This window comes from Rhodococcus sp. NPDC003382, from assembly GCF_053589135.1.
Map to the genome: position 1 here is coordinate 38175 of NZ_JBSFRH010000028.1, position 26533 is coordinate 64707.

The window sequence follows — 26533 nt, forward strand, 5'->3', positions numbered from 1 at the left end:
GCGCGACCCTATCGGGCATAATGTCCGCACGTGCGTTATTTCTACGACTGCGAGTTCATCGAGGATGGCCGAACCATCGAGCTCGTGTCGATCGGTGTTGCCTGCGAGGACGGCCGTGAGTTCTATGCGGTGTCCAACGAGTTCGATCCCGACCGGGCCGGTCCGTGGGTGCGTCGCAACGTGCTGCCGAAACTTCCCCCCGAAGCGCATCCCGCGTGGAAATCGCGGGCGCGCATCCGCGACGACCTGCTCGCCTTCCTGATCCCCCGGCCTGGGATCCAGCCCGAGCTGTGGGCCTGGATAGGGGCATACGACCATGTCGTCCTCGCGCAGTTGTGGGGCGCGATGCCCGAGCTGCCCGACGCCATTCCGCGTTTCACCCGGGAACTGCGCCAGCACTGGGAGCAGCACGGGCGTCCGTTGCTGCCGCCGGTGCCGGACGACAATCACGACGCGCTCGCCGACGCACGCCACAACCTCGCGAAGTTCGAGGCGATCGAAGCGGCCCGCCGCACCCGGTGAACCCGCCGGTTGCGGGGGTGCGTGACCTCCGGTGGTCAGGGGCAATATCCTGGTGAGCGTGAACTGGACTGTCGACGTGCCGATCGACCGCTTGCCCGAACTGCCCCCGCTGCCGGACGAGATGCGTGAGCAGCTCGACGCCGCGCTCGCCAAGCCGGCGCTGCAGCAGCCGAACTGGCCGGTGGATCAGGCGGCGGCGATGCGCACCGTACTCGAGAGCGTGCCGCCCATCACCGTGCCCCGCGAGGTCATCGAACTGCAGGACCATCTCGCCGCCGTCGCGCGCGGCGAGGCGTTCCTGCTGCAGGGCGGTGACTGCGCCGAGACGTTCGCCGACAACACCGAACCCCACATCAAGGGCAACATCCGGACGCTGCTGCAGATGGCCGTGGTGCTCACCTACGGTGCGTCGCTGCCGGTCGTGAAGGTCGCACGGATCGCCGGGCAGTACGCCAAGCCGCGGTCGTCGGACACCGACGCGCTCGGCCTGCCGTCCTACCGCGGCGACATGGTCAACTCGATCGTCGCCGACGCCGCGGTCCGGACCCACGACCCGTCACGGCTGGTCCGGGCGTACGCCAACGCCAGCGCGGCGATGAACCTGGTGCGCGCCATCACCGCCGGTGGCGAGGCCGACCTGCACCGCGTCCACGACTGGAACCGCGAGTTCGTGTCGAAGTCGCCGGCCGGGGCCCGCTACGAGGCACTCGCCTCGGAGATCGACCGTGGGCTGCGCTTCATGGACGCGTGCGGCGTCATCGACCCCAACCTGCGGTCCGCGACGATCTACGCCAGCCACGAGGCGCTCGTGCTGGACTACGAGCGCGCGATGCTGCGCCTCGACGACACCGACGGGCACCCGCGCCTGTACGACCTGTCCGCTCACTTCCTGTGGATCGGTGACCGCACCCGTCAGCTCGACGGTGCGCACATCGCGTTCGCCGAACTGCTCGCCAATCCGATCGGTCTCAAGATCGGCCCGAGCACCACCCCGGATCTGGCCGCCGAGTACGTCGAACGGCTCGACCCGACCAACAAGCCGGGCCGGCTGACCCTGATCTCGCGGATGGGGCACTCCAAGGTGCGCGACCTGCTGCCCGGGATCATCGAGAAGGTCGAGGCCACCGGCCACCAGGTGATCTGGCAGTGCGATCCGATGCACGGCAACACCCACGAGTCCTCGACCGGCTACAAGACCCGCCACTTCGATCGCATCGTCGACGAGGTGCAGGGCTTCTTCGAGGTGCACAACGCGCTCGGCACCCACCCGGGTGGCATCCACGTCGAGCTCACCGGTGAGAACGTCACCGAGTGCCTCGGCGGCGCCCAGGACATCTCGGACGTGGACCTGCACGGCCGCTACGAGACGGCGTGCGACCCGCGTCTGAACACCCAGCAGTCCATCGAGCTGGCGTTCCTCGTCGCCGAGATGCTGCGCGGCTGACACTGCCCTCGACGTCCGGCCCCGGTGCTCGCGCGCCGGGGCCGGACGCGTCTCCGGTGCTCGAGATCCTCGAGATCAGGGGAGGGCGGTCAGCGTGACGGTGCCGCCCGGCTCCACCCGATCACCCGCGCCGGGACTCTGACCGATCACCACCGACCGGTCCGTGTCCGCGACCTGGCGTACCTCGACCCCGAGACCGAGCCGCTCGAGTTCGTTGCGGGCCGCCGTGACCGATCGCCCCAGCAGCGACGGAACCTTCACCGCATTCGACACGAGCAGAGTGACGCTGCTGCCGGCCCCGACCTCGGTACCGGTCGCGGGATCCGTGCCCGCGACCCGGCCGGCGTCGACGTCCGGGTCGAACACTTCCCTCGACTCGACCACGGTCAAGCCCGCAGCCTCGAGCTGGGACCGGGCGGCGTCGGGCTTCTTGCCCGACACGTCGGGCATCTCCACCGGGGCCGCGCCTTTGCTGATGATCACCTTCACCGGTGAACCGACGGCCAGCTCCGTGCCGGGACCCGGATCCAGCGCGGCAACCCCACCCTCGGGGACCGTGTTGCTGAAGGCCGTGCCGCCGTCGACCGGCTCGAACGTGCGCCGCCGCAGCTCGTCCTCGACGGCCGCGCGGTCGCCCCCACCAGGCAGTTTCGGAACCGTCGGCCGGCCCAGCGACACCAGCAGCGCGACCGTCTCGCCGTCGCCGACACGTTCACCGGCGGCCGGGTCGGTACCGAGCACGGCGTCGACCGGGGCGTCGTCGGAATACTGCCCGCGAATCTCGTTCGACACCCCTGCGGCCTCGAGCGCCGACACCGCGGCCGCCCGATCCAGGCCGGCGATTGTGGGCACCGTGGCCAGCCGTCCCGCGCCGAGCCACCACCCGCCGTAGCCGAGGAGCAGCGCGACGACCAGGATCGCGACGATCCAGCCGAGCGTCCGGCGCCGCTGGGCGCGACGTTCGAGGGCGTAGTCGGGACGCGGCACCGGCGCCTGCGCCGGCGCGAACTCACGCGGCTGTTGCTGGGTGACGACCCGCGTGTGCCGCGTCGTCACCGGCGCAGCCGGACCGGCGGGGGCAGGGACGGACGGAATCACCGTGGTCGCGGGTGCATCCGAGTGCACGGCCGAGGCCGCCGACGATGATGCCGCCACCTCGACGGGCACGGGGGCCGGAGGCGCGGCGACAGCGGCGTCCGCGGCGGTCGGCCGGGGTGCGCGGCGCGGCGCGGGCACCCGGTACCGGGGCAACGCCAGGGTTTCGCACACCTCGGTCAGCGCCGCCGCCATCGCGCCGGCGTCGTCGAAGCGCTGACCGGGTTCGCGTTCGGTCGCGTGCCGGACCAGCTCGTCGAATTCCGGGGGCACCCCGTCGATGCAGGATCCCGGATCGGGCACGTCCTTCTCGACCCGCTGGTAGGCGACCGACAGCGACGTGTCGCCGGTGAACGGGGTGCGCCCGGTCAGCATCTCGAACAGGACGACGCCCGCCGAGTACACGTCGCTGCGCGCGTCGGCGTTGCCGACCGTCACCTGCTCCGGCGACAGGTACGCGGCGGTGCCGAGGATCACGCTGCGGGACGTCGTGGTGGCGGCGGCGACGGCCCGCACCAACCCGAAATCGGCGATCTTCACCTCGCCGCTCTCCGAGATCAGGATGTTCTCGGGTTTGACGTCGCGGTGCACCAGGCCCGCCCGATGCGCGACGGCGAGCGCCCCGAGCACCGGTGCCGCGACCGCGGCGGCGGCGTGCGGGGGCATCGGCCCGCGTTCGCGCAGCAGCTCACGCAGGGTGCCGCCCTCCACCAGCTCCATCACGAGGAACGCGTGCTCCCCGTCGTGCCCTTGGTCGTACACGGCGACGAGACCGGGATGGTTCAGCTTCGCGACCGCACGGGCCTCGAACTCGAACCGGGTGCGGAACTGGGGATCGGCGGCGAGCTGCGGATCCATCACCTTGACGGCGACGGGCCGGTCGAGCCGCAGGTCGGTGCCCCGGTACACCGTCGACATGCCGCCCCGAGCGATGGGCGCTTCGATCCGGTAGCGTCCATCGAGCACGATGCCGACCATGCGGTCGCCTCCAGCGGTCACGCGGTGTACCCCCGTGTTCTGCGACGCCGGTGCACGACGTCGGTCGGTTCCTGAGTGGGTGGGGCCTGCACACCCCAGTCGATCGTAGCCAGCGCCCCGGACGGGACGGTCTCGCGCGGACAGCGGATCGAACCCGATAACGTTACCCGGGTGAGTTCAATCCCGTTCTGCGACGACGTCCTCGACCCCTCGGTCCCGGTGCTGCAACTCGTCGATGTGTCGAAACAACTCGGTGTCGTCATCACCCGCGTCCACCAGATGCTGCGGGACCGCCAGATCCTGGCGATCAAGCGCGACGGCGTGCTCGCCGTGCCGGAAGCGTTCTTCGGCGAGGACGGGCACCTCCTCAAGAGCGTGCCGGGCCTGATCGCGGTTCTGCACGACGGCGGCTTCCGCGACGACGAGATCCTGACCTGGCTGTTCCGCGAGGACGACTCGCTCGAAGGTGGCAGCCCCGCGGCGGCCCTGCACACCCACTCGGCGCGCGAGGTCGTCCGCCGGGCCCAAGCCCTGGGCTTCTGAGCGACAATCTCGCCTTCTCACCGACAGCCTCGGGCTTCCGAGCCTCAGCGGCGGGTGGTGAGCTGCGTGAGCAGCACCGCCACCCGCTGCCGGCGCGGCACCACGACCCGCCGGTCGAACACCCGGTACCCGTGGTCCTCCACCTGGTCGAGGATCCGGCCGTAGAGCACGAACGCCGCCCGGATGCCCGGCCGGACACGGTCCGGGAGCAATGCCAGTCCCGGCTCGGCGCGCCGATATTCGGCACGCGCGAGCGCCACGAAATGTGCCAGCGCCCGGCGTACCCGCGGATCGGGTGTGCCGGTGCGCCGGCATTCGGCGAGCAGTTCGTCGTCCACCCCGAATGCGGCCCAGCCGTCGGCCGGGAGGTAGATCCGCCCGCGCGCCAGGTCCTCACCGACGTCCCGCACGAAGTTGGTCAGCTGGAACGCGGTGCCCAGCGCGGCCGCGTACGGGCCCGCCCGGTCGGGGTCCTCGACACCGAACACCGGTAGCAGCTGCAGGCCGATCACCACCGCCGACCCGTACATGTACTCCTGCAGCTCCGCCATGTCGCGGTACCGGTCGCGGAACTGGGCGGTCGCCGGGATGTCCATCCGCATCGACCGCACGAACGCCTCGAAATAGTCGACGGGGATCTCGTAGCGGTGAATGGTGTCCGCCGTGGCCCGGACCACGAGGCCGATGTCGTCGGCCGGGCCGGGATCACCGGCGAGCGCGGCGTGCAGACGCGCGTGCACCGCGTCGACCTGCCGGGACGCAGTGGCGGGATCGTCGACGGAGGTCACGTCGACGATGTCGTCGACGGTGCGGGCGAACCCGTAGAGGGCGTGCACACCGGCGCGACGGTCCGGGGGCAGCAGTCGTGCCGCCAGGTGGTAGGTGCGGCCGTGCGCGGCGGTCAGCCGCTCGCAGTACCGGAACGCCGCGCCCAGGTCGTCAGTCACCGGCGGAGGGCTCCGCGGATGCCGCCGGAACCCGATCGGCCGCCGGTGCGGGCGCCGGGCGCCGGGAACGCAGGTGCAGCGGATCGACGGTGCGCAGCGACAGCGCCGCGACCACCGACACGAAGATCGCGACGGCCACGTGTGCCGCGTTGTACATGCCGATCGAGCCGTCCGGGTTGAAGATCACCATCAACCAGGTGGACAGGCCCACGAGCACCATCAACGTCCGCGTCGACATCGCGAAGGCCGCGGCGACGGCGAGCGGCCACGAGTAGTACCAGGGCAGCGCGGCGGGGGAGAGGACGGTCACCGCGGTCAGCACGACCACGATGCCGAGGACGGCGTCGCGTTCGGTCCGCCGGAACCGCCACCACGCCCACACGAGGATCACCAGGAGCGCGACCATGCAGATCATGCGGGTCACGTCGAGCACCGGGCCGAGGCGCCACGGCGTGACCCACGTGACGACGTGCGCCATCATCGTCGGCAGCGACAGCCAGTTGATGATCTTCGACGATCCGGACAGCGCCGTGAGCCATCCGATGCCGACACCGGCCAGCGCGGACGCGGCACCGAACACGGCGGCGAAAACGACGACGCCGATACCCGCGGTCTTGACGAACAACCGGACCGGCGCGGCCGGATCGCGCCCCTCCTCACGGGCCCGGTCCCGTTCGTGCACCATCCACACCCAGACCAGGAACGGCAGGGCCAGGCCGGCGGTGGCCTTGATCGCCGCACCGAGCGACACGAGCGCGATCCCGCCGACGTGGCGGCGTTCGAGCACGAGCACGATGCCGGCCATCATGAGGCCGACCATGAGAAGTTCGTTGTGGACACCGCCGACGAGGTGGATCAGGACGAGCGGATTGAGTACGGCCAGCCACAGCGCGATGGTCGGATCGCCACCCATCCGGCGGGCGAGTTTCGGCACCGCCCACGCCATCAGGACCAGGCCCGGCAGCATCGTCAGCCGCCACAGCCACGTCCCCAGCACCACATTGTCCCCGGTCAGCGACGTGATTCCGGCGCCGAGCAGCAGGTGCACGGGTCCGTACGGAGTCGTCGTGGTCTTCCACACGTTGCTGACGTTGTCGAGCAGGATGCCCGGATTGACCACCGGACCGTCGACATACGGATCGAACCCGTCCCGCAGCATCGCGCCCTGGGCAAGATAGGAGTACGCGTCGCGGCTGAACAGCGGGGTCGCGATCAGCAACGGCACCACCCACACGGACAGCACCTTCCAGGTGTCGCGCAGGCTCACCAGACCGGCGCGGGCACTGCGGCCGAGCCGCACCCACGCCGCGATCATCAGCAGAACGCCCGCCCATACCAGGATCGTCGACAGCAGCAGCCCGTGACCGAACCGCAGCCACGACAGGAACATCTCCTCGAGCAGCGGATCCTGCCGTCGGACGCTCCCGGCACCGAAACTGCCGAACGCCAGCAGTGCCGCGCCGACCGCCCCGAGCAGCGCGGCGTTCCCGGCAGGGCTGCGCAGGAACGGGCCGATGCCCCGGCCGGACTGCCGCAGCTTCCCGTCCGCGGTCGGTGAGGCGTCCGGTGCGGCGTCGGAGGCAGCAGGGGACGACATGGTTACGGTTACCTCCCCCTGATGCACGCAATGACACGGTGCAGATGTGCACACGTGACACCGTGCAGATGATCTACGACGAACAGACAGTTTAGTTGAGTCCCGGAACCGCGCCGCCCACCGTGGGGGAAGGCGCGGTCGACCGGCGCCGGACCCCGAGCCGTTCGGCGGCCAGCCGACCCGAGAGCAGGACCGTCGGAACCCCCACTCCGGGGACCGTGCCGGACCCGGCCAGCACCACGTTCGGATAGCGCGGATCGAGATTGCGCCGCCGGAACGGGCCGGTCTGCCGGAACAGATGCGCCCCGCCGAACGGGCTGCCCGCCAGCATGCCCCGCTCGAGCCACGTCTGCGGCGTGTCCACGTGGTCGATCCGGAACCGGTCGGTGATCCCGTCGAACCCGCGCCGTTCGAGTTCCGCACACAGTTCGGCCGCATATGGCCCGGCGAGCGCCTGCCAGTCGTAGGGCGCGCTGTCCAGGTTCGGGCACGGCGCCAGCACCGACAGCGGTTCGTGCTCGACGCCGTCGCGGACGAACCGCAGTCCGGGGTCGCTGAGCGCGGGCCGGGTGATCAGCAGCGACGGATCGCGCATCAGCCGGCCGCGGCCCCGGCGCGCGGTGATCTCGGCGAACGTGCTCTCCCAGGCCGTACCGAACTCGATGGTGTGATGGTGGTGGGCCGCCCACCCCGCGCTGACGGCGGTCGGGATGCTGCCGTGCAGCACCACCGCGGACGGGGACGCCACCGTGCGCCGTCGCCGTGGCCGCGGCAGCAGCGCGTCCACCACCGGCAGGTCCGGTGTCAGCACGACCGCATCGCACGGGTACCGGTCGCCGCCGGGGGTGCGCACCGCGACCACCCGGCGGCCGTCGAACTCGAGGTCGCCGACCTCGGTGCCGAGCCGGAGCGTGCCGCCGGCCGCCACCAGGGCGTCGGCCATACCGCGCGCCACCGATCGCATGCCGCCCTCGACGGAGAACACCCCCAGGGAGGTGTCCATGTGGGCGATCGCCGCGTACACCGCCAGCGCCTTGGCCGGAGCCACCCCCGCGTACAGCGCCTGGAACGTGAAGATGCGCCGCAACCGCGGGTCGGTGACCTTCCGGTCCACCTGGGCGCCGAGCCGGCCGAAACCGCCGAGCCGGACGAGCCGCAGCAGGTCCCGCGCCGAGGCCGGGGAGCCGACCAGGTCGAGGGGGGAGTCGAAGTTCGCGTCCATGAAGTGGGCGAACTCGGCGTCGAAGATGTCCGCGAGCCAGCGTCGAAGCCGCAGGTAGCGACGCGCCTCGTCCGGGCCGCACACGCGAGTGACCTCGGCGGCCATCCGATCCGGATCCGAGTGCACGTCGATGCTGCTGCCGTCGGCGAACCGGGCGTGATAGGCGGGCGTCATCGGATGGATGCGCAGCGGTGGATCCACCGTCGTGAAATCCGCGCCGACCGCGGCGAGTGCGTCGGCGATCAGGTCCGGCATCGTCAGGACCGTGGCGCCGTTGTCGATCTCGTAGCCGGGCCCGACGTGGGTGCCGACCCGGCCGCCCACCGACCTCTCGCGTTCGAGGACGGTGACCTCGCGGCCGTTCCCGCGCAGGTGCAGCGCCGCGGCCAGGCCCGCGAGCCCGGCGCCGACCACGACGACGCGATCCGCTCCGGCGACGGTGCGCAGCGGGCTCATCACGCTGTGCGCCGCGTCGCGGCCAGGGCCCAGTCACGCAGCATGGTCTTGCCCTCGGCGGTGGCGTCGGACGCGTCGAGCGCGGCGAACGCCTCCTCGGTGAGCGCGGCGATCCGACGTTCGACCTGGTCGACGGCTCCGAGCTCGGTCATCACCGCCCGCATCCGCTCGACCTGCTCGTCGCTCAGATCCGTGCCGATCCCGTCGCGCAGCAGCTGCGCGGCGGCCGGGTCGGTCGCGTCGGCGGCGGCGAGAGCGAGCGCGAACAGCACGGTCCGCTTCCCGGCGCGCAGGTCGTCCCCGGACGGCTTGCCGGTGACCTCCGGGTCGCCGAACACCCCGAGCAGGTCGTCGCGCAACTGGAACGCGATGCCCACGTCCGTTCCGAATCGGCGGTACGCGTCCACCAGCGCGTCGTCCGCCCCGGCCAGGACCGCACCCAGATGCAGGGGGCGCTCGATGGTGTACGCCGCGGTCTTGAACCGGTTCACCCGCATCGCCGCCTCGACCGATTCGTCGCCGGCCGACTCCCCGGCGATGTCCAGGAACTGGCCGCCCAGGACCTCGGTGCGCATCGCCGACCACACCGGCGTGACCCGCGCCGCCGTCGCAGCGTCCAGCCCGGCCTCGCGCAGCATGTCGTCGGCCCACACGAGCGCCAGGTCGCCGAGCAGGATCGCCGCGGCCTCACCGAACCGCTCGGGGACACCGAGCCACTGCGCGGCGCGGTGGTGTTCCGCGTACTCGACGTGCACCGTGGGATAACCGCGGCGGGTCGTGGAGGCATCGATGATGTCGTCGTGCACGAGCGCACCGGCCTGCACCAGTTCCAGCGCCGAGCACGCGCGCAGCACCGCTCCGGCGTCCGGTCCGGACGGGTCGCCGCCGGCGCCGATCCAGCCGGTCCACGCGAATACGGGCCGCATCCGCTTGCCGCCGCGCAGGACGAACGACTCGAGAGCCGTGACCGCTTCGGGGTAACCCCCACCGACCGCGGCGACGATCTCGGCGCGTGAGACGAAGAAGTCCCGCAGTGCGCCCTCGACGAGTTCGGGCAGCAGCGAGGGCGGAACGTGAGCAGATCCGGTGGACAGGGGATTCCTCCTGGTCGAATGGGCGGGCGCCGAGGCCGGGTGGTGCATGCACCGAGTCGGTGGGGACGTCGCGGCGCCGAAGACCACCCTATCGGGGGCACGAGGAACCCACCCCCTTCCGGCCACCTATGCTTGTCGGGTGACATGCGATTCCGTCAGCGGGGGCCAGGGCGGCGGGACCTCCCGCACACCGTCGATCGTGGACCGGCTGCGGGTACCGTCCCACCGCCGGATTCCCTTCTCCGTCGAGTTCTCCCCGCCCCGTGACGCCGACGCGGAGGCGCGGCTCTGGCGTGCCGTCCGGGAGTTCGAACGGCTCGGCCCGGCGTTCGTGTCCATGACCTACGGCGCCGGGGGTTCGACCCGGGACCGCACGGTCCGTGTGACCGGCCAGCTCGCCGAGGAGACGACCCTGCTGCCGGTCGCGCACCTGACCGCGGTCGGGCACAGCATCGACGAGTTGCGCGCGATGGTCGGGGCCTACGCGGACCGCGGAATCAGCAACATCCTGGCCCTGCGCGGCGACCCGCCCGGCGATCCGCTGGGCGAATGGGCCAAGCACCCGCAGGGCGTCGAGCACGCCGAGGAACTGGTCCGGCTCGTGCGCGAACTCGGCGACTTCCACGTCGGTGTGGCGTCCTTCCCCGAGGGGCACTACCGCTCCCCGGATCTCGACCACGACACCCGGTACCTGGTACAGAAGTTGCGGGCCGGCGCCGAGTACTCGATCACGCAGATGTTCTTCGACGTCGAGCACTACCTGCGGCTGCGGGACCGGGTCGCGGCGTGCGACGCGGAGCAGGCGCTCAAGCCGATCATTCCCGAGATCATGCCGATCACGTCGCTGCGGTCGGCGCGGCGCAGTCTCGAACTGTCGGGCTCCCGGCTCCCCGCGGCACTCGAGGAACGGCTCGTGCGGGCCGCAGGCGACGGCCCCGAGGAGAACCGTGCCGCGGTGCGCGAGGTCGGTATCGAGGTCGCGACCGAGATGTGTGAGCGGCTCATCGCCGAGGGCGCACCCGGATTGCACTTCATCACGCTGAACTTCGCGCGTGCGACCCGCGAGGTGCTGGCGCGGCTCGGGATCGAGGTCCCCACTCCGGTGGTCCAGCCCGCCTGACGAACGCTCAGGGCAGGGGCCGGTTCTTCCAGCCGGTCCGGCCCTCGCGCCGGGCGCGCAACGAGGCGACCGTCAGCGCACCGAACCCGGTGATCGCGGCGGGATGCCCGAGCGCCGCCACCGCATCCGATCCGGACGGGGCGGTCCCCCGCTCGGCGGACCGGGCCAGCGTGCGCGAGACGAGCGCCGCGGCAGTGCCGGCCAGACCCCAGCGCCGGACGGAACCGTGCCCGGCGACCGCGGCGACCGGGGGCAGCACGTAGGCCAGCGTGTACCCGGCGAGGACCGCGACCGCACCGGCGGTGGATCCGAACGCCGACCACAGCCAGCGGGTGTATCCGGCGGTGAGCTGCCGGCGATCGAGATACATCCGGCACGACGCGAGCGGCCCGGCCGCCGCGACCGCCGTGCGACGGCCCGCGGCACGCAGGGTGCGGGCGAGATCGAGGTCCTCCGTGGGACTGGACGCGACCGCGGCGTGACCGCCGATCGCGGCGTACGCGCGGGCGTCGAAGACGAGGAACTGCCCGCACGCCACCGCCATCGACGGCCGGGTCGTACGATCGGCCACCGCGACCGGCAGCGACGAGAACCAGGACCAGCACAACAGCGGCTGCAGCAGGTGCTCCGCCGGTGATCCGGCCACCTGGAACGGCCAGGGCGAGAGCAGGTCGGCGCCCATCCGCCGCAGGGACGTCACCGCCGCGCGCAGCGCCTGCGGTGCCAGACGCACGTCCGCGTCGACGAACACGATCACGCCGGTGTCCGCGGCCGGTGCTGCGACCCGGTAGGCGTGCGCGCACGCGGCAGCTTTACCCGTCCAGCCCGCCGGTGGCCGCTCCGTGCTGCGTACCACCTCGATGCGGTCGTCCCCGGCGGCGGCCCGGCGCGCGGCGTCGGCGGTGCCGTCGGACGAGTCGTCGTCGAGAACGATCACCCGCATCCCCGGTACGCCGTGCTGGGCACGCAGGTCCGCGACGAGATCCGGCACCCGGTGCGCTTCGTCGCGGGCGGGGACCAGCACGGTGACCGGTTCGGTGATCGCGGTGCCGGGTTCGAGCCGTGGGAGCGTGAGGCGGTTGGCGACGGCGGTGACCGCGCCGAACAGTGCTACCGCCGCGCCGGCCCGGGTGACCGCGGTGATCACGCTACGAATCGTCGGAGTCCGGGGCCGGGCCGGAGCCGGCGTCGGGATCCGGCCCGGTCGCCGACGTGCGGACAGGTGCCGGGTTGCGATTGAGCCAGGCCAGGCCACCGATGATCAGTGCCACCCCGAGCGTGACCCCGGCGACGATGCCGGCCCACCCGGCGAAGCCGCGGGTGTTGGGATCGGAGTAGCGGACCTCGGCGCGCAGGTTCGTCACGTCCCCGGCGGGCAGCTTCCACGTGACGACCGAGTCGGACTCGCGGGTGCCGTTGGTGGTGGCGATCCGGGCCGGGAACGCGATCGTGAACTGCACGTCCGTGCCCTGCGCGGGCACCGATTCGAGGTCGACCTTGCCGGTGAGGGACACGAGATCACCGGCCCGCTGCAACGAGATCTGGAACGAGCCCGCGCTCTGGTCTGTCATCGCGCCCAGTTGCTGCACGTCGCCGAACGACAGGTCGCTGAAGAACACCTGGCTGCCGACGTAGCCGTCCTGCTTGTACTCCTGTACCCGGACGCGTCCGGCCAGCGATTCCGGGACGACGAGCTGCGGTCCCTTGTCGTTCTCGTCGACCGGGATCGTCGCGGCGACGATCTGACCGGACACCCGGTCGTCGGCCGAGACACCCATCGTCACCTGGGCACGCAGGCAGCCCGCGAGCAGCGGAAGCAACAGGAGAAGGAGGACCGCCTGCCGGATCGGGCGGCGACGGGGAGCAGGGATGAGGGACGGCTGCACAGCGGATATCGTGCCAGCATCCTGCGGGGGTGTCAGAGGTCCGGGGGTGTTCCGGCGAGTCGCCGCAGGTTCGGGTGCGCTCGGCGAGCGTGGACCAGCGACACCAGCAGCGGGACGCCGAGCAGCCCCATCACGACGAATCCGTACATCGCCGACCAGCGCAGCTCCGGTGCGTCGAGGAAGACGGTGTGGGCGAGTGCCGACCCGAGCCACGTCCACAGGAACAGGGCGACCGGCACCGCGTCGCTCCGGGTCGTCCGGGGCCATCGTGTCGCGCCGCCCGTGGGCTGCCGGGTCACCCGGTCGAGCACGGTGAGTGCGGTGGCCATGACGGCCGCGACGACCACCCAGCCGGCGTAGTTGGTGAGCGGGATGTGGGCGAGCCCGGGGAGCCCCGGTCCGTGACACCACGTCCACTGCCCGTCCGCGACCATCTGCGGATCCAGGTACAGGTCCCATCCGACCATGCCGACGGTGGCCGCGGCGATCCGCGGTGCGGGCCGGCGGGTCAGCCGCGTCGCCACGCACCACACGGGGTACAAGCCGGCGGTCCATGCCAGCGGTACCACGAGCGGGACGTCGAACAGCGCGGGACCGAGCCGGTCGGTGGCGTAGGCGTAGCACCCGTACGGGTATCCGGTGGCGGTACCGACGACCTCGGAGGCGAATCCGAGCCCGGCCGAGATCGCGAACAGCCCGGCCGCCCACAAGCCGCCCCGGTGCGACGTGGCGTGTGCCGTACAGGCCGCGGCCAGCAGTGCCACCACGAGAACGGTGACGACGTCCCGAGCGGATCCGTGCGTGAGCGGATATGCGATCTGAGCGGCCACGGCGGCGACCGCGAGTGCCACCGCCGCGGTGGGGCGCTCGATCATCCGCTCGTCAGCCGGCGGACGATGCGGCGCGCGGGTCCGCCGGCGGTGTCGGTCAGCGCGGCCCGGGCGGCGCTGCGTCCGCTGGCGCCCGACACACCTCCGCCGGGATGTGTCGACGCACCGGTCAGATACAGCCCGGGCGCGTCGGGCACCCGATGCCGGGAGAGTTCCGGCAGCGGCCGCCACATGAACATCTGGTCCAGGGACATTTCCACGTGCATGACGTTGCCGCCGATCATGCCCAGTTCCTGCTCGATGTTCTCGGGGGTCTGGATGTGCCGGTGCCGGATCGACGCGGTGAACCCGGGCGCACGCGACTCCACCTGGGCGACGATCCGGTCCGCCTCGGTTTCGGCGAGGTCGGTCCAGCGGCGACCACCGGACAGCCGGTGCGGATGCCACTGGGACCACAACGTCACCTGGTGCTCACCCGCCGGCGCGATGGACGGATCCAACGCGGTGAAACTCATCCCGAGGACCGCTGGGCGCGGCGGCAGTTCGCCGGCGAGCGCGGCACCGTGCGCAAGCCGCAGGTGGGCCCGGTCGTCGACCAGCAGTTGCAGTCCGCGCGTGGTGTCGGCGGCGGACTCGGCCCCCGCGTACGCGGGAAGCGCGTCGGTGGCCAGGCGCAGCACCATCCCGATGCCCGGCCCGACGCGGATGCGGCGCCGCCAGTCGGTCAGCCGCGCGCGGTCGTAGCCGCCGCGTTCGAGCAGGTCCAGCGTGGTCAGGATGTGGCATCCGGCGACCACCGTGCGCGCGCTGACGGTGCGGCCCGATTCGGTCCGGACCACCCACCCGCCGCCCGAGCGGCGCAGTTCGGTGACGCCGTCGCCGAGGGTGACGGTGCCGCCGTCCGCGGCGAGCCGGGCAGCGAGAGCGCGGGTGAGGGCACCACTGCCGCCGACCGCCCGGCCCGGGGGCAGCGTGTGCATCAGTGCCGCGAACCCGACCATGGGCGCGGTTCCCGGTTCGGACATCGGGGGCCCCGACTGCGCGCCGAACCACGCGAGCGCGGCCTTCAGTGGCTCGTCGTCGAAGTACTCGTCGAGCAGCGCGTCGCCGGAGGCCAGGAACTGCCGCGACAGGTCGCTGCCGCCGCTGCCGGTGTCCAGACCCCAGAACGACGAGAGGAGGTGCCGTCCGGTGGGCGGCGCGGAGAACGAGCGCATCACGGCGGCACTGCGGGGACCCCACACGTCGACGAAACGCCGATAGGCGTCGGCTTCGCGTGGGCCGCATGCGGTTTCGATCGATCGGCAGGTGCGATCGAGGTCGCGATGGAAGACGATGCCCGGACGGTCGCTGCCCGGTGGCGCGGGCGCGAACGCCCACGGGTCGCAGTCGAGGTAGCGCAACCCGAAACCGTCGAGCTCCAGTTCCTCGAGGATGCCGGTGTGCCGGATCATGATGTGCGCGGACGAACCGCGGTCGACGGCGTGGCCCGGGAACCGTTCGACGGTGGAGACGGCGCCGCCGAGCACGGTGTCGCGTTCGAGCACCTCCACCGAGCGGCCGGCGCGTGCGAGATAGCACGCGGAGACGAGGGCGTTGTGCCCGGAACCCACCACGACTGCGTCGATCACGGGCTCAGGCTATCGCCGCGGTCCGGTCTCGAGCGGCGGCCGGGTCTCGATCGTGAGGGGGAGTTCGCGCCCGAGCACCGCGAACGGTCGCGCATCACCGGTGAAGACGAACCCGCGCACCACGTCGCGGAAGCCGAGGCGGCGGTACAGCCGCCACGCGCGGTTGTCCTCGTCCGGTACCTCGGGGGTGGACAGGAGCACCGCGCGTTCCGGCCGGTCGCCGAGCAGTCGCAGCAGGAGGGCTTCGCCGATGCGGTGTCCCTGCGCGTCGGGATGAACGTGCAGTTCGGTGAGTTCGAAGTAGTCGCCGAGTGTGGCGTCGATCTGTTCGACGGAATATCCCGCGTGCCGCATCCCGGTGCGGACCTGCTGGTTCCACCACTGCTGCGGAGCGCCGCGGTAGCCGTACGCGATCGCGACGAGGGTCGACGGGTCGTGCGGGAGGGCGGCGGCCACGGCACGCCACCCGGGACGGCCGGCGTGTTCGGACCACATCGGGGCGCGGTGGTACTCGGTTCCGCGGGGATATTTCATGGCGGCGACGTAGATGGGCAGCATCTCGGGCAGGCGCGCGCGGAATTCCGCGGGGGACAGGTCGAGAAGAATCGGCGCCGCGTCGTGCGGGATCGGGTCCGTGCTCATGCGGGGAGGAGTCCGCCTTCCCTTGACGATATGTCGGTGGGTCCAGCTATATTGAATACGTCGAACGCATGTTCGACAACGGTGATCCGGTGATGTTCGAGGGAAGCGAACATCCCCGGATCACCCACCCGAGTCACGGGGAGGTGAGTGATGGTCGTGCCACAGGTTGCCGACGGCGGAGCAGGGTTCGGACGTCGAGGCTGCGTAACGCGTCCGGTGTCCTCGCGGGCGGCGACGATGCTGCGCCGGGCCGACGAGTTGCTGTCCGAGGCCGCCGGGGCCCGCGACGCCGCGGAACGCTTCCAGCTCGCCTACCTCGCCGCGTTGCGGGGAGCAGGGGCCGTGCTCGCGGTCGCCGAGGTTCGCGCCGGTCAGGTGGTCCGGCGGGCCCGGACCCGAAACGCGTGGGTGCTCATGGCGAAGGCGGATCCGGGATTCGCGCGCTGGGCGGACTTCTTCGCCGACCGTTCCGAGACCCGGGCTGCGATCGAGTCCGGCATCACACGGACGCTGCCGGCCGACGAGGCCGACAGGTTCTACGGCGAGGTCGGGTCGTTTCTCCACGAGGTGGAGGATTGTCTCTCCGATCGGGTGACCGTTCCCGAGTGAGCGCGGGACCTTCGGCGCCGGGCCGCGGGGACGTTCGGAAGCCCGTGCGGGACTCCGTGTCGGAGTTGGTGGTCCAGCGCATGATGTACTCGTATTATGAGATCAGGCGGCCGTCCAAAGTCGGCCCCCCGTCGTTTCCACCGGAGGAATCGGCGGCCACCGTTTTAGTGCCGGGGGAGGTACCGTGCCACTCTCCGAGCACGAGCAGCGCATGCTCGATCAGATCGAGAGCGCGCTCTATGCTGAGGATCCCAAGTTCGCCTCGACCGTCCGAGGCAGTCGGTTGGGCATGGCAGGCAGCCGTCGACGGCTGCAGGCCGGTGCGCTGTTCGTAGTGGGTCTGGCGTTGTTGATCGCGGGTGTCGCCCTGCCGGTGAAGCCGGGTGGGTTCCCGATCATCAGCCTGCTCGGCTTTCTTGTGATGTTCGGCGCGGGCGTTCTGCTCCTCGTCGGAGGTCGGCGCGGAAAGCCGCTCGGTGATGCTCCTCGCGGGGGCGGATCCGGTTCCGGGCAGGGAACCCGGGCCCGAGGGAACCGCAAATCCACCGGTGGGTTCACCCATCGGATGGAGGAACGCTTCCGGCGGCGTTTCGAACAGGAATAGCCGCGAGTTCGCCCACGAGTAGAAGGCAGTCCGCGAAACGGCGCGACCCCATGTAAAGGGGTCGCGCCGTTCGTCGTCTCGGGGATGTCGCGACGTGCGTCACGTGCGTGCCGGGAGCGGTGCGCGCATCGCCCCGTATTTACCCCTCGGATTCACCCCTCGCCCGACTCCTCCCACATCGCCCCACCGAGCTGCGGGACGCCTCCGAGTCGTCCGGTGCGGTCGCATCGACCTGGGGTTTTCCGGTGTCGATCGGAGCCGGCCCGGGACGTGCACGGCCGGTGGCTGCCGCGGAAACCCACCGACCCGAAAACGCCCCACTCCACCCCACCTTCGTTGAGCAGCGATTTCGGGTGAAACGCCCGGCGATTCGGGCCCGTAATTGGTTGAACGTGGGGCAAAGTGGGGTACTGTGGGTCGCGGCGGAGCGGCTCGGGTTGCCCCGCCGGAGACGAATGGTCCGGCCGACTAAGGCGGGGGGTGGCGAGTGTTTCTCGGCACCCATACCCCGAAGTTGGATGACAAGGGTCGGCTCACGTTGCCGGCGAAGTATCGAGACGAACTGGCGGGAGGGCTGATGATCACCAAAGGGCAAGACCACAGCCTGACCGTGTTTCCGCGCGACGAGTTCGCGGCGCTGGCGGAGCGGGCCGCTGCCGCGTCGCGCAGCAATCCGCAGGCGCGCGCATTTCTGCGCAGCCTCGCGTCCGGCACCGACGAACAGCGACCCGACGCGCAGGGCCGGATCACGCTCTCCGCGGCACACCGCAAGTACGCCGGGCTCACCAAGGACTGCGTCGTGATCGGGGCGATCAAGCACCTCGAGATCTGGGACGCGACGGCGTGGGAGACCTACCTCGCCGAACACGAGGAAGAGTTTTCGGAGGCGAGGGACGAGGCGCTGCAAGACATCCTGTAAACCGCTGCTTCGGTCGCGCGGCGAGTGCCGCGAGGCCTCTGCCCGAGGCCGACCCTGACGCACTTCCCCAGCGCCAGGTTCGGCAACGGAGCCCTGACGCACTTCCCCAGCGCCAGGTCCCCGAATCGGACAGAGACCTCGATGCATTCGCCGCCCGCGTATCGGCACTCCGACGACCGTCCACCGATCGAACCCCACGTCTCGATTCGTTTCCCGAATCGACCGAACAGGAAGCGCAGGAAACATGGTGGACGGCGAGGACGACGCGAAACCCGGTGCAGCCGGTGACGTCCCCGCCGAAGGTTTCGCGCATGTTCCCGTGCTGCTCGAACGCGCCGACGAGCTGCTCGGTCCGGCGATCGAGGCGAAGGGCCCCGGTGGTGAGGGTGCCGTGTACGTCGACGCGACCCTCGGTCTCGGCGGGCACTCGGAGCACTTCCTGCGTACCTACCCGGGATTGCGTCTGATCGGTCTCGACCGCGATCCTGACGCCTTGGCCATCGCGAAGGCGCGGCTCGCGCCGTTCGCGGACCGGACCGATTTCGTCCATACCCGCTACGACGGGATCGCCGACGCGCTCGAAGAGTGCGGACTCGATCGGATCGGGTCGGTCCACGCGATCCTGTTCGATCTCGGGGTGTCCTCGATGCAGCTGGACGAGGCCGGCCGGGGCTTCGCGTACTCGCAGGACGCGCCGCTCGACATGCGGATGGACCCGACCGTCGGCATCACCGCCGCCGACGTGCTCAACACGTACAGCCACGGCGACCTCGCCCGCATCCTCAGCACCTACGGGGAGGAGCGGTTCGCGGGGAAGATCGCCTCCGAGATCGTGCGGACGCGCGAGAAGACGCCGTTCCGGACCAGCGGGCAGCTCGTCGAACTGCTCTATCGGACGATCCCGGCCGCGTCGCGCCGCACCGGCGGTCATCCCGCCAAACGCACGTTCCAGGCGCTGCGGGTGGAGGTCAACGCCGAACTCGACTCGCTCCGGGCCGCTGTGCCGGCGGCTCTCGACGCGCTCGCCGTCGGCGGGCGCGTGGTGTTCATGTCGTACCAGTCCCTCGAGGATCGGGTGGTCAAGGCGGAGCTCGCTCCGCGCTCGAAGTCCCGGAGCCCCGAGGGGCTGCCCGTGGAACTGCCCGGGATGGGACCGGAACTGAGAATCCTCACCCGGGGTGCGGAGAAGGCCTCCCCGCAGGAGGTGGAGCGCAATCCACGCTCGGCGCCCGTACGCCTGCGTGCCGCAGAACGAATCGCCAGGAGGTAACCGATGACCGTTCAGGTGGCATCCCCGCTCCGTCGTTCGGCGCGATCCACGGCGGCGCAGCGCGCGTACCAGCGGCGGAACCAGCGCGCCGCCCACCTCGGTGTGACCGGCGAGTCGCGGGGCGCGACCACGGCGACGCAGCAGCCCACGGTGGCGACCCGGATCCCGTTCGTCGCAACGATCCTCGCGCTGCTCGGCGTCGGCATGGCCGTCACGCTGCTGCTGACGACCCGCGCGGCGGAAGACTCCTACCAGCTCAGCGCCGCCCGGGCGCACAACGAGACCCTGCGGCAGGAACGCGCGGTTCTGCAGCGCGACGTGGAAGCCGGGAACTCGGCGCCCGTGCTCGCGGTGAAGGCCGCCGAACTCGGCATGATTCCGACCGGGGAGGTCGCGCGCCTGGTCGTCGGTGAAGACGGCTCGGTCCGGGTCGTGGGGACGCCGACCGCGGCGAACGGCGCACCGGCGGCGCCGTTGAACGCCCCGACCGCGGCCGACCGCACCGGGCCCGCGCCGCTGGCCGGCAGTGCGGGAACCGAGAATCCGCGGCCGCTGTCGCTGGGTGGTGACCGATCGGAGAACCCGGCCCCGGTGCCGGCCCCGGCACGGGCGGAAGCCCCCGCGCCCGCGGTGGCACCCGCACCTGCACCGGCAGCCGCACCTGCGCCGACGGAGCCCGCCGCCACGCCGGAGACCGGTAATGCGGCCGTCGCGCCGCCGCAGGCGGAACAATTGATGCCCGTGAACCCGACGACGCAGTCCGAGGACGGGCGCCGGTGAGCCGAGGCGCTCAACCTCGCAGGCCCTCGAGCAGCCGCAAACCCGCACCCCGCCGCCCGGCCCAGGCCGGACGTGCGGGGTCTCGCCGGACTGCGGCCGCGACGTACACGACCGAATTCGGATTCCGGAACAGGATCGGGCGCGCCGCCATGTTCGGCGCCCTCGGGCTCACCGCCGCGATGCTGCTGTGGGTTCAGGTCGTGCAGGCCCCGAGTCTCACCGCGGAAGCGGCGAACCAGCGCACGACGCGTCTGGTCGAACCCGCCACCCGGGGGACCATCGCCGATCGCAACGGGGCGCCTCTGGCCTACACGATGGAAGCGAAGGCACTCACCTTCCAGCCGCAGCGCGTGCGCGCCGAACTCGAAGAAGCACACGCGAAGGACCCGTCGAAACCGGAAACCGGCGAATACCTGAAGGGCGTCGCGAAGACGGTGCACGAAGCCCTGGGCGACGCCGCACCCGAGAAGGACGTGCTGGCAAAGCTCGAGAGCGACGAAACATTCGTCTACCTCGCGCGCGGCGTCGATCCCGGGGTGGCCGCGGCGATCGTCGACGAGTACGACAAGGTCGGCCTCGAACGCCAGGACATCCGCCTGTATCCGGGTGGGTCCCTCGGCGCGAACATCGTCGGTGCGACCGGCTGGGACGGTCACGGCCTGCTCGGCCTCGAATCGTCGATGGATTCGGTCCTGGCCGGCACCGACGGTTCGTCGACCTACGACCGGGGATCCGACGGAGCCGTGATCCCCGGCAGCTGGCGCGACCGTCAGGCCGCCGTCGACGGGTCGGCGGTCGAACTGACCATCGACGCCGACATCCAGTACTACGTCCAGCAGCAGGTACAGCGTGCGAAGGAACTGTCGGAGGCGAAGAACGCGTCCGCGGTCGTCCTGGACGCGCAGACCGGCGAAGTGCTCGCGATGGCCAACGACGGCACGTTCAATCCGGCCGTCGGCATCGACAAGCAGCCCGACGCGCAGCTCGGCAACCTCGCGGTGAGCTCGCCGTTCGAACCCGGCTCGGTCAACAAGATCATCACCGCCGCGGCCGCCATCGAGGACGGGGCGACCACGCCCGACGAGGTGCTGCAGGTACCCGGCTCGATTACGATGGCCGGCGTCAGCGTCAAGGACGCGTGGGACCACGGGGTGGTGCCCTACACGACCACCGGAGTCTTCGGGAAGTCCTCGAACGTGGGCACGCTGATGCTCGCCCAGCGGATCGGGGAGGACCGTTTCGCGCAGATGCTCGAGCTGTTCGGGCTCGGTCAGCGCACCGACGTCGGATTGCCGGGCGAGTCCGACGGCCTCGTCCCCAGCCGGGAACAGTGGTCCGGCGGTACCTTCGCGAACCTGCCGATCGGGCAGGGCCTGTCGATGACGCTGCTGCAGATGGCCGGGATCTATCAGACCATCGCCAACGACGGCGAACGCATCGCACCGCGCATCGTCCGCGCGACGATCGCCCCCGACGGCACCCGAACCGAGACACCCCGACCCGAACCGGTCCGGGTCATCGGGGCGCAGACCGCCGCCACCGTCCGGGACATGTTCCGCTCCGTCGTGCAGGACGACACCGGCAACCAGCGCGGCACCGGCACACCCGCGGCGATCGAGGGCTACCAGATCAGCGGCAAGACCGGCACCGCCCAGCAGATCGACCAGAACTGCAAGTGCTATTCGAACTCCGAATACTGGATCACCTTCGCCGGGATCGCCCCGGCCGACGACCCGCGGTTCGTGATCGGGATCATGCTAGACGCACCGAAGCGCAGCGCCGACGGCAGCGGTGGTCAGTCCGCGGCACCGTTGTTCCACAACATCGCCGCGTGGATGTTGCAGCGTGAGAACGTGCCGCTGTCGCCCGACCCGGGCAGCAAGCTGATCCTGCAGGTCGACTGAGCGGTGACCCTGTTCGAACGGCGGTGCCGGTGTCGGTAACGTGTCACGGCGGGAAGCGTCCCGTCACCGCGGACGAACAGCGACCGGCAGGCCGCTGCGGCAGAGCGAGAGGAACCTGGTGCCTGTGCCCCCGAGTCCGGATCCGTCCCCTCCCACGGAGGGGCTGAGACCCGAACATCCACCGGCGACTCGGCTCCGGGAGCTGGCAGACGCGGTCGGCGCCCACCACACGATCGTGGTCCCGGACGATTACGCGGGCACCGCAGATCCGGCGGACACCGTCACCGGCATCGACCTGCGCGCCCAGGCCGTGCAACCCGGCGACCTGTTCGCGGCGCTTCCCGGCGCCCACGCGCACGGCGCCCAGTTCGCCGCGACCGCACTCGAACGCGGCGCGGTCGCGGTGCTCACCGATTCGGCGGGACGCGACCTCGTCGCCGCGACGGTCACCGCCCCCACGCCCGTCCTCGTGCACGACGACCCGCGGTCGGTGCTCGGTGCGGTCTCCGCCGCCGTCTACGGCCACCCCTCGCGCCGGATGCAGGTCATCGGCATCACCGGCACCTCCGGCAAGACCACCACCGCGTACCTCGTCGAAGCCGGGCTGGTCGCCGCCGGCCGGTCCACCGGGCTCGTCGGGACGGTCGAGACCCGCATCGCGGGCCGTCGCGTCCCCAGCGCGCTCACCACCCCCGAGGCACCGCAACTGCACGCGCTGTTCGCCGCGATGCTCGAACGCGGCATCGACACCGTCGTGATGGAGGTGTCGAGCCACGCCCTGGCTCTCGGCCGGGTCGGCGGCGTCGGATTCGCGATCGGCGCGTTCACCAACCTGTCGCAGGACCACCTGGACTTCCACAAGGACCTCGACGACTACTTCGCCGCGAAGGCCCTGCTGTTCGCCGCGGGGTCGCCGCACAGCGCGGCACGGGCCGTGGTGTGCGTCGACGACGAGTGGGGTGTCCGGATGGCCGAGATCGCTCGCGCCGCCCACCCGGGCCCTGCCGACCCGAGCGCTGTCGCCACCGTCGCCACGTCCCCGACCGCACCGGCCGCGGACTGGACCGCGACCGCTGCGACCGCCGAGACCGACGGCTCCCAGTGCTTCACCCTGACCGGACCCGACGGCACCGCGCACCGGGTACGGGTTCGGCTGCCCGGCCACTACAACATCGCCAACGCCGCGCTGGCCACCGCGGTGTGCGCCGCCGCCGGTGTCGACCCGGACACCGCCGCCGAGGGCATCGCGTCGGTGTCGGTCCCCGGCCGGGTCGAACTCGTCGACCGTGGCCAGGACTTCCTGGCCGTCGTCGACTACGCGCACAAACCGGCCGCGCTGGAAGCGGTGGTCGCCACCCTGCGGGGCCGCAGCAGCGGACGCATCGCGGTGGTCGTCGGTGCCGGGGGCGACCGCGACCGCGGCAAACGCGCCCTCATGGGCGCCGCCGCGGCCCGCGGCGCCGAACTCGTCGTCGTCACCGACGACAACCCGCGCACCGAGGATCCCGCGACCATCCGCGCGGCGTTGCTCGACGGAGCCCGTTCGGTGCCGGACGCCGAACGCGGCGAGATCCTCGAGATCGGCGACCGCGCCGCCGCGATCGAAACGGCGGTCCGCTGGGCCAGCCCCGGCGACATCGTGCTCGTCGCCGGCAAGGGACACGAGCGCGGCCAGGAGATCAACGGGGTCAAGTACCCCTTCGACGACCGGGAGGTGCTGGCGGACGCTCTCGAGCGTCTCCGGGCCCTGCGCCCGGCACACGCAGCCGACGAATCCGGCCGGAACGGCACGGGCGTCACCCGAGATGGAGGAACAGCATGATCCCGATGACCCTGGCCCGCATCGCGGAGGTCGTCGGTGGGACCCTGCACGACGTGGACGACCCGTCGGCGGAGGTGACCGGCACCGTCGAGTTCGATTCGCGGCGGATCGGACCGGGTGGGCTGTTCCTCGCGCTACCCGGCGCCCGATCCGACGGACACGACCATGCTGCTGCGGCCGTCGCCGCAGGTGCGGTCGCCGTGCTGGCCGCCCGGCCGGTCGGCGTCCCGGCGATCGTGGTGCCCCCGGTTCCGCGGACCGAGACCAACTCGCTCGCCTTCGAACACGACACCGACGGCTCCGGCGCGGCGGTCCTCGCGGCCCTCGGCCGGCTCGCGCGGGCCGTCGTCGACGACCTGACCGCCACCGGCCTGACCGTCGTGGGCGTCACCGGGTCCGCCGGCAAGACGTCGACCAAGGATCTGCTGGCTGCGGTGCTGGCGCCACTCGGCGAGGTCGTCGCTCCACCCGGATCGTTCAACAACGAACTCGGCCATCCGTGGACAGCACTGCGCGCCACCCGCGACACCCGCTACCTGGTGCTCGAGATGTCGGCGCGCGGCCCCGGCCACATCGCGGCCCTGGCCGCGGTGGCACCCCCGCGCATCGGCGCCGTGCTCAACGTCGGCACCGCGCATCTCGGCGAATTCGGATCGCAGGAGGTCATCGCGCAGACCAAGGGCGAGCTCGTCGAGTCCCTGCCGTCGGTCGCCGACGGCGGTGTCGCGATCCTCAACGCCGACGACCCCCTGGTCGTGAAGATGGCCTCCCGCACGAACGCCCGCGTCGTCTTCGTCGGCAGCAGTCCCACGGCCACGGTGCGCGCCGAGAACGTGCACCTCGACGACTCGGCGCGCGCGTCGTTCACGCTCGTCGTCACCGATCCGGACGCCGAGGGTGGCCGGCGCAGCGCCGACGTCACGCTGGCCGTGCACGGCGAGCACCACGTCGGCAACGCGCTGACCGCCGCTGCGACCGCCCTCGAATGCGGCGCGACCCTCGAACAGATCGCGGCCGCGCTCGGCGGTGCCGCGCCCGTGTCGGCGCACCGCATGGCGGTGCGGACCCGCGCCGACGGTGTCACCGTCATCGACGACGCCTACAACGCGAACCCCGATTCGATGCGGGCCGCGCTCAAGGCGCTGGTGACCATGGCACGTGCCGGGGACACGCCACGGCGGACGTTCGCGGTGCTCGGCGAGATGGGGGAGCTGGGCGACGACTCGGTCGTGGAACACGACCGCATCGGCCGCCTCGCGGTGCGCCTCGACGTCACCCGGATCATCGCCGTCGGCGCGACGCGCCCGGTCCGCGGCCTCTTCCAGGGCGCGGTGATGGAAGGATCCTGGGGCGAGGAAGCCAGCCACGTACCGGATGCGGACGCGGCGATCGCACTTCTCGAAGACGAACTCGAACCGGGCGACGTCGTCCTGGTGAAGGCGTCGCAGTCGGTCGGCCTGTGGTCGGTCGCGGACGCGGTTCTCGGTGCCGGAACCGGGAACACTGATTCTGCTGTGGAAACGGAGGCTGCACGGTGAGACAGATCCTTTTCGCTGCCGGCATCGCGCTGGCGGTGTCGATCCTGCTCACGCCGGTGCTGATCAAGGCGTTCACGCGGCAGGGCTTCGGCCAGGAGATCCGCGTCGAGGGGCCGCAGAGCCATCAGGCCAAGCGCGGCACCCCCACGATGGGTGGCGTCGCGATCCTCGCCGGCCTGTGGGCCGGGTACTGGGGATCGCATCTGATCGGTCTCGGATACGACGCGGAGGGCCCGACCGCGTCCGGTCTGCTGGTGCTGGGCCTGACCACCGCGCTCGGCGGCGTCGGATTCCTCGACGACTTCATCAAGATCCGCAAGCAGCGCAACCTCGGACTGAACAAGACCGCCAAGCTGGTCGGCCAGCTCATCGCCGCGGTCGCGTTCGGCATCCTCGCGCTGCAGTTCCGCAACGACAGCGGCCTGACCCCCGGCAGCACGCACCTGTCCTACGTCCGCGACATCGCCACGGTGTCGATGGGCTCGGTCGTCTTCATCCTGTTCGTGTACCTGCTGGTCAGCGCCTGGTCGAACGCGGTGAACCTCACCGACGGCCTCGACGGTCTCGCGGCCGGCTCGATGAGCCTGGTGCTCGGCGCCTACGTCATCATCACGTTCTGGCAGTACCGCAACTCCTGTGTCGCCGAACCGGGCAAGGGCTGCTACGACGTGCGCGACCCCCTCGATCTGGCGCTGCTGTGCGCCGCCGGCGCCGCGGCCTGCATCGGGTTCCTGTGGTGGAACGCGGCCCCGGCCAAGATCTTCATGGGCGACACCGGTTCGCTCGCGCTCGGCGGCATGCTCGCCGGCCTGTCGGTCACCACCCGCACCGAGCTGCTCATGGTCGTAATCGGTGCGCTGTTCGTCGCCGAGGCCGCGTCGGTGGTCATCCAGGTGGCCGTGTTCCGGTCCAGCCGCAGGCGCGTGTTCCGGATGGCGCCGTTCCACCACCACTTCGAGCTCGGAGGCTGGGCCGAAACCACGGTCATCATCCGGTTCTGGTTGCTCGCGGCCATCGCCTCGGCCGTCGGCATGGCCCTGTTCTACAGCGAATACCTCTCGGCGATCGGGGACTGACGCG

The 26533-nt window shown here is 71.3% G+C and carries 23 protein-coding genes; 13 read left to right on the forward strand and 10 right to left on the reverse strand.

Annotated features, from left to right (window positions below):
- Positions 1 to 30 precede the first annotated feature (30 nt).
- The gene (locus tag ACWDUD_RS19085) at positions 31 to 522 is read left to right on the forward strand and encodes a polyadenylate-specific 3'-exoribonuclease AS (protein WP_450110291.1); all 492 of its coding nucleotides are present in this window, start codon (positions 31 to 33) and stop codon (positions 520 to 522) included.
- A 58-nt stretch (positions 523 to 580) separates the two neighbouring features.
- Positions 581 to 1966 carry a class II 3-deoxy-7-phosphoheptulonate synthase gene (locus ACWDUD_RS19090; protein ID WP_450110292.1) on the forward strand — a complete coding sequence of 462 codons (1386 nt, stop codon included), beginning with the start codon at positions 581 to 583 and terminating at the stop codon, positions 1964 to 1966.
- 75 nt (positions 1967 to 2041) lie between these two features.
- Here ACWDUD_RS19090 and pknB read toward each other — a convergent pair whose 3' ends face one another.
- Complete coding sequence (pknB, locus tag ACWDUD_RS19095) at positions 2042 to 4060, reverse strand: Stk1 family PASTA domain-containing Ser/Thr kinase (RefSeq protein WP_450110293.1); 2019 nt, start codon at positions 4058 to 4060, stop codon at positions 2042 to 2044.
- Between the two features lie 150 nt (positions 4061 to 4210).
- On the opposite strand from pknB, the gene ACWDUD_RS19100 reads away from it, so the two are divergent.
- The gene (locus ACWDUD_RS19100; protein ID WP_307846373.1) at positions 4211 to 4582 is read left to right on the forward strand and encodes an Rv2175c family DNA-binding protein; all 372 of its coding nucleotides are present in this window, start codon (positions 4211 to 4213) and stop codon (positions 4580 to 4582) included.
- A 44-nt stretch (positions 4583 to 4626) separates the two neighbouring features.
- Here ACWDUD_RS19100 and ACWDUD_RS19105 read toward each other — a convergent pair whose 3' ends face one another.
- The 4 genes from ACWDUD_RS19105 to ACWDUD_RS19120 all read right to left on the reverse strand — a co-directional run bounded on the left by ACWDUD_RS19105 (position 4627) and on the right by ACWDUD_RS19120 (position 9946).
- Positions 4627 to 5529, reverse strand: a complete 903-nt coding sequence (locus ACWDUD_RS19105) for a phytoene/squalene synthase family protein (protein ID WP_450110294.1) — start codon at positions 5527 to 5529, stop codon at positions 4627 to 4629.
- A complete protein-coding gene (locus ACWDUD_RS19110) occupies positions 5522 to 7126 on the reverse strand; it encodes an alpha-(1->6)-mannopyranosyltransferase A (protein ID WP_450110295.1) in 1605 nt (534 codons plus the stop codon). The genes ACWDUD_RS19105 and ACWDUD_RS19110 overlap by 8 nt, the downstream gene beginning before the upstream one ends.
- Before the next feature lie 91 nt (positions 7127 to 7217).
- Positions 7218 to 8804, reverse strand: a complete 1587-nt coding sequence (crtI, locus tag ACWDUD_RS19115; RefSeq protein WP_450110326.1) for a phytoene desaturase family protein — start codon at positions 8802 to 8804, stop codon at positions 7218 to 7220.
- Entirely contained in the window at positions 8804 to 9946 is a 1143-nt protein-coding gene (locus tag ACWDUD_RS19120) for a polyprenyl synthetase family protein (RefSeq protein WP_450110296.1), read from the reverse strand. The genes crtI and ACWDUD_RS19120 overlap by 1 nt, the downstream gene beginning before the upstream one ends.
- Positions 9947 to 10037: 91 nt before the next feature.
- Here ACWDUD_RS19120 and metF point away from each other — a divergent pair, with 91 nt between their 5' ends.
- Positions 10038 to 11018, forward strand: a complete 981-nt coding sequence (metF, locus tag ACWDUD_RS19125; protein WP_450110297.1) for a methylenetetrahydrofolate reductase [NAD(P)H] — start codon at positions 10038 to 10040, stop codon at positions 11016 to 11018.
- 7 nt (positions 11019 to 11025) lie between these two features.
- Here the strand turns inward: metF and ACWDUD_RS19130 are convergent, their stop codons facing one another.
- From ACWDUD_RS19130 to ACWDUD_RS19150, 5 genes are read right to left on the reverse strand one after another with little or no spacing between them, the layout of a single operon-like run.
- The gene (locus tag ACWDUD_RS19130) at positions 11026 to 12162 is read right to left on the reverse strand and encodes a glycosyltransferase (protein WP_450110327.1); all 1137 of its coding nucleotides are present in this window, start codon (positions 12160 to 12162) and stop codon (positions 11026 to 11028) included.
- 4 nt (positions 12163 to 12166) lie between these two features.
- Positions 12167 to 12904: an LppM family (lipo)protein gene (locus ACWDUD_RS19135; RefSeq protein WP_450110298.1), complete on the reverse strand. Its 738-nt coding sequence runs from the start codon at positions 12902 to 12904 to the stop codon at positions 12167 to 12169.
- A 32-nt stretch (positions 12905 to 12936) separates the two neighbouring features.
- The gene (locus ACWDUD_RS19140; RefSeq protein ID WP_450110299.1) at positions 12937 to 13779 is read right to left on the reverse strand and encodes a carotenoid biosynthesis protein; all 843 of its coding nucleotides are present in this window, start codon (positions 13777 to 13779) and stop codon (positions 12937 to 12939) included.
- Entirely contained in the window at positions 13776 to 15365 is a 1590-nt protein-coding gene (locus ACWDUD_RS19145) for a phytoene desaturase family protein (RefSeq protein ID WP_450110300.1), read from the reverse strand. Before ACWDUD_RS19145 ends, ACWDUD_RS19140 begins: the two co-directional genes overlap by 4 nt.
- A gap of 9 nt (positions 15366 to 15374) precedes the next feature.
- Positions 15375 to 16007, reverse strand: a complete 633-nt coding sequence (locus ACWDUD_RS19150; RefSeq protein WP_450110301.1) for a GNAT family N-acetyltransferase — start codon at positions 16005 to 16007, stop codon at positions 15375 to 15377.
- Positions 16008 to 16157: 150 nt separating this feature from the next.
- Between ACWDUD_RS19150 and ACWDUD_RS19155 the strand changes: the two genes are divergently transcribed.
- The 9 genes from ACWDUD_RS19155 (at position 16158) to mraY (ending at position 26529) form a co-directional block, all read left to right on the forward strand.
- Positions 16158 to 16616, forward strand: a complete 459-nt coding sequence (locus ACWDUD_RS19155; RefSeq protein ID WP_450110302.1) for an SAV_6107 family HEPN domain-containing protein — start codon at positions 16158 to 16160, stop codon at positions 16614 to 16616.
- A 184-nt stretch (positions 16617 to 16800) separates the two neighbouring features.
- A complete protein-coding gene (locus ACWDUD_RS19160; RefSeq protein WP_197254121.1) occupies positions 16801 to 17220 on the forward strand; it encodes a DUF3040 domain-containing protein in 420 nt (139 codons plus the stop codon).
- Positions 17221 to 17707: 487 nt separating this feature from the next.
- Entirely contained in the window at positions 17708 to 18139 is a 432-nt protein-coding gene (gene mraZ, locus ACWDUD_RS19165; RefSeq protein WP_068160088.1) for a division/cell wall cluster transcriptional repressor MraZ, read from the forward strand.
- 244 nt (positions 18140 to 18383) lie between these two features.
- On the forward strand, positions 18384 to 19409 hold the full coding sequence (rsmH, locus tag ACWDUD_RS19170) for a 16S rRNA (cytosine(1402)-N(4))-methyltransferase RsmH (protein WP_450110303.1): 1026 nt from the start codon (positions 18384 to 18386) through the stop codon (positions 19407 to 19409).
- Positions 19410 to 19412: 3 nt separating this feature from the next.
- Entirely contained in the window at positions 19413 to 20189 is a 777-nt protein-coding gene (locus ACWDUD_RS19175) for a hypothetical protein (protein ID WP_231611088.1), read from the forward strand.
- Positions 20186 to 22093, forward strand: coding sequence for a peptidoglycan D,D-transpeptidase FtsI family protein (locus ACWDUD_RS19180; RefSeq protein ID WP_450110304.1), 1908 nt, complete (start codon positions 20186 to 20188; stop codon positions 22091 to 22093). Before ACWDUD_RS19175 ends, ACWDUD_RS19180 begins: the two co-directional genes overlap by 4 nt.
- Positions 22094 to 22211: 118 nt before the next feature.
- Positions 22212 to 23915, forward strand: a complete 1704-nt coding sequence (locus tag ACWDUD_RS19185) for a UDP-N-acetylmuramoyl-L-alanyl-D-glutamate--2,6-diaminopimelate ligase (RefSeq protein WP_450110305.1) — start codon at positions 22212 to 22214, stop codon at positions 23913 to 23915.
- On the forward strand, positions 23912 to 25453 hold the full coding sequence (locus ACWDUD_RS19190; protein ID WP_450110306.1) for a UDP-N-acetylmuramoyl-tripeptide--D-alanyl-D-alanine ligase: 1542 nt from the start codon (positions 23912 to 23914) through the stop codon (positions 25451 to 25453). Before ACWDUD_RS19185 ends, ACWDUD_RS19190 begins: the two co-directional genes overlap by 4 nt.
- Positions 25450 to 26529: a phospho-N-acetylmuramoyl-pentapeptide-transferase gene (gene mraY, locus ACWDUD_RS19195; protein ID WP_197254128.1), complete on the forward strand. Its 1080-nt coding sequence runs from the start codon at positions 25450 to 25452 to the stop codon at positions 26527 to 26529. The genes ACWDUD_RS19190 and mraY overlap by 4 nt, the downstream gene beginning before the upstream one ends.
- The last annotated feature ends 4 nt before the right edge of the window (positions 26530 to 26533 follow it).